The 366-nt window shown below is 57.1% G+C and carries 1 rRNA gene; it reads left to right on the top strand.

Going from position 1 to position 366, the window contains the following annotated elements:
• Positions 1-366, top strand: a 16S ribosomal RNA gene (locus tag BMZ79_RS00015); the annotation flags it as partial.

Here is a 366-nt window from a genome sequence, read left to right on the forward strand (position 1 = left end):
TTAGCGGCGGACGGGTGAGTAACACGTAGGCAACCTGCCTGCAAGACCGGGATAACATTCGGAAACGAATGCTAATACCGGATACGCAGTTTCCTCGCATGGGGAGACTGGGAAAGACGGCGCAAGCTGTCACTTGCAGATGGGCCTGCGGTGCATTAGCTAGTTGGCGAGGTAACGGCTCACCAAGGCGACGATGCATAGCCGACCTGAGAGGGTGATCGGCCACACTGGGACTGAGACACGGCCCAGACTCCTACGGGAGGCAGCAGTAGGGAATCTTCCGCAATGGACGAAAGTCTGACGGAGCAACGCCGCGTGAGTGATGAAGGTTCTCGGATCGTAAAGCTCTGTTGCCAGGGAAGAACA

The organism is Paenibacillus sp. UNC496MF (genome assembly GCF_900113915.1).
In the GTDB taxonomy this organism is placed as follows: domain Bacteria; phylum Bacillota; class Bacilli; order Paenibacillales; family Paenibacillaceae; genus Paenibacillus_Z; species Paenibacillus_Z artemisiicola.